4 protein-coding genes are annotated in these 2,918 nt (G+C 34.6%); 2 read left to right on the top strand and 2 right to left on the bottom strand.

The annotated features are described in order from the left end of the window. Together VKY47_RS01165 and VKY47_RS01160 are read right to left on the bottom strand one after the other, a co-directional pair. Positions 1 to 137 (bottom strand): sugar phosphate nucleotidyltransferase (locus tag VKY47_RS01165; RefSeq protein ID WP_324309682.1); only part of this gene is annotated, 137 nt, incomplete at its 3' end. Between the two features lie 106 nt (positions 138 to 243). Next, positions 244 to 843 (bottom strand): SprT-like domain-containing protein, encoded by a 600-nt coding sequence (locus tag VKY47_RS01160; protein WP_324309680.1) that lies wholly within the window; start codon positions 841 to 843, stop codon positions 244 to 246. Positions 844 to 1,309: 466 nt separating this feature from the next. Between VKY47_RS01160 and VKY47_RS01155 the strand changes: the two genes are divergently transcribed. Together VKY47_RS01155 and VKY47_RS01150 are read left to right on the top strand one after the other, a co-directional pair. Further along, entirely contained in the window at positions 1,310 to 2,311 is a 1,002-nt protein-coding gene (locus tag VKY47_RS01155; RefSeq protein WP_324309678.1) for a hypothetical protein, read from the top strand. Positions 2,312 to 2,381: 70 nt separating this feature from the next. Next, complete coding sequence (locus VKY47_RS01150) at positions 2,382 to 2,840, top strand: guided entry of tail-anchored proteins factor 1 (protein WP_324309676.1); 459 nt, start codon at positions 2,382 to 2,384, stop codon at positions 2,838 to 2,840. The last annotated feature ends 78 nt before the right edge of the window (positions 2,841 to 2,918 follow it).

The raw sequence follows: 2,918 nt of genomic DNA, 5'->3' as shown, positions 1-2,918 counted from the left end.
TGAAATGTTTTTTGTATCAAGGTATCCCCCGTTCCCAACATGTCGTGAAATTGCTTCGGAAAATCTTGCGTACTAACAGGCCAAAATCTAGATCCAACGCCTCCAGCCATTAAAATGGCATAATAATTCTTGTTCATTAAGTATATTATTTTTATTCCCATAAACCTGTGAACCAATAGGCAGATATGGGAAACTGTTTTTATTAAAATCGATAAGCTACGATAAGATTTTCATGAAATAAACTTATTGTTCCATTAATTCTACCTCAGCATTTGGATTGAAAAGATACAACTTTCCAGTTTTTATTTCAACACATTCTATTCGTTTTGTTCGTGTATTTCCCTTTTTAAAAACTTTCCCATTATAAAGTTTAAAGGCGGTTCCTTTGGCCAATTCAAATACATACGTTTTATCGTTATCGGCTTCAAACTGTTTTAAAGCTAAAGATAAAGTGGCATCTGTATCGCTACTAGCTTTTGGATTTTTAAAATGCTTTGCTAAAAGTGGCAGCAATTCCATAGGAAATACGTCTGGATTTAAAAAAGGCAACATGAGACGTTGAAAGGTATATTTCCATTCCTTCCCATGTGGCTTTATAAATTTACCGTAGGTGTTATAAGCTTCAAAATGAGCGATTTCGTGAATTAAAGTAATTAAAAACCGATACGGATTTAAATTAGAGTTAACGGTAATAACATGAGTTCCATCGGACAAACGTCTGTAGTCTCCATGCCTGGTTTTACGTTCGTTTTTTACTTTAACCGTTAAATGATCATGGTTTAAAAGTAATAAAACGGGTGCTACAGCAGACTGTGGAATATAGGTTTCGAGCTTATTTTGCATAGTACAAACATAGGTTTTTTGTTTCAAATTTTAATACGCAATAACAAGTTTAGAAATCAAGTGGCTGCGATTCTTTTTCAACCTAAAGAATCTTATATGTAAGATCCACATAACATCTATTATGATGGTTTTTTTAGCTAAAAACAATCTCTTCTTATTAGAAAACAAACTAGAATAGATGCTTCAATAGGTATTGATCCCAGGAAATACCTCTGCTAGAATGCGTATGGATGATAGCAAAATATCATAACAAACCTTAATACCTTTTCATGCACCTTAAACAAAAACAAACTCCTATTTGTTAAGAAGAAAACAGTTGGGTCTCCTCTTGTTTTCAACCCATACTTTTAACAGGAGCCATCCATATAAGAAGCCTTAATCGGTCTAAATCAATAATTTATCGATATTTATATTTAACAATAAAACATTTTTCTTATTTTCACTTTCGAAATTAACAAACTTGAAAATGAAAAAAATACTTTTAGTAATGTTATGGTCTGTATGCTTTTTCTCTTGTTCCAATGATACGGACGACACCAATTATTCGCCAACACCACCAGATCCAACACCACCTCCAACACCTTTAGTTGTTCCAGAATTCTTACCCAATTTGTCGCAATTAAATTTATTTACCGAAAACTTAAACGACTTAACACCTAGCGATCGAGCGTTTATTTATAACCTAAACACAACTCTTTTTTCAGATTACTCATACAAACAACGTGTTTTAGCTTTGCCTGAAGGTACTTCTATGGAATTTGTAGACGACGGATTACCAAATTTCCCAAACAATACGGTCATAGCAAAAACCTTTTATTATTGGAACAACGAACGGGATGAAACCGAAGGTCGACAACTTATTGAAACCCGAATTCTTATTAAGAAAAATGGCGTGTGGGAACTTGGAAATTACAAGTGGAATGCCCTACAAACAGATGCGGTTCTGGACAATACCACCAGCACCGTTCCAGTTAGCTATACCAATACAGATGGAAATAACGTGAATGTGAATTATGTCATTCCTTCTGCCCAAAACTGCATCGATTGCCATAACTCAAGCAACGTAATTGTACCTATTGGCCCAAAACTTAGAGCGGTAAACGGCAACAACCAATTGCAAACATGGATTTCAGAAAATTACATCACCAATTTATCAAATGCCTCGCAAGTGTCCATTTTGCCAAATTGGGAAGATGCTGTTAACTATACCTTAGAAGAACGTGCCAGAGCCTATTTTGACATGAATTGTGCCCATTGCCATAGCGAAGGTGCCTTTTGTGGCGACCAGTCTTATTTAAGATTGGCTTACAACATCCCTTTAGCGGACTCCTACATTACGGAAGACAAACCTAACATCGATTTTAGAATGTCTATGTATATGAATGGTATAAGTATGCCATTAACAGGAACCACCATGACGCACCCTGAAGGCTACGATTTGATTCGTGAATATTTGAATACGCTGTAAACCAAAGAGTACCCATTAAACCTTTTCAAGTTTTAACAGTCTTACATATATAAACATAAACTCTATTATTATGAAAAAATTAGCATTAATGACCCTCGTTTTTATTACAAGTTTTGCTCAAGCACAAGAAAAAATGCAAAGCAAACAAAAAATGCAAGATTATACACCAGAAGAAATGGCTCAGGTGCAAACAAAACAACTCACTCTAGATTTAGATTTAACCGAAGCCCAACAAAAGCAAGTGGAAACCTTATTTCTTGAAAATGCAAAAACAAGAAAAGCCAAAATGGAACAAAGAAATCTGTCTGGTGCTGAAAAATCTTCAAGAGAAAGTCTATCAAAAGATGAAAAGCTTAAAATGAAAAACGAAAGCTTGGATCAGCAAATAGAAATGAAAGCGGAAATGAAAGAAATTCTTAACCAGGAACAATACGCTAAATACGAAAAGTTGCGTGAAGAAAGAAAAGGCAACCACCAAATGAAGATGCAACAGAAAAAGAGAGCCAAGTTAAGCGAGCAGAAAGAATAAAATAGATATGACATCTAAATAAAAAGGCTGTCTAAAATAAATTAGACAGCCTTTTTATGTTATAAGCTACTGCAAACC

Origin of the sequence: Xanthomarina sp. (genome assembly GCF_035306705.1) — a bacterium.
In the GTDB taxonomy this organism is placed as follows: domain Bacteria; phylum Bacteroidota; class Bacteroidia; order Flavobacteriales; family Flavobacteriaceae; genus Xanthomarina.
The sequence above is the reverse complement of the archived record's forward strand: the minus strand, read 5'-3'. Positions and strand labels throughout refer to the sequence as shown.

Excerpts from the sequence above, each read along its gene's own strand:
- VKY47_RS01160 (WP_324309680.1), bottom strand. The coding sequence starts at position 843 with ATGCAAAATAAGCTCGAAACCTATATTCCACAGTCTGCTGTAGCACCC.
- VKY47_RS01155 (WP_324309678.1), top strand. The coding sequence starts at position 1,310 with ATGAAAAAAATACTTTTAGTAATGTTATGGTCTGTATGCTTTTTCTCT.
- VKY47_RS01150 (WP_324309676.1), top strand. The coding sequence starts at position 2,382 with ATGAAAAAATTAGCATTAATGACCCTCGTTTTTATTACAAGTTTTGCT.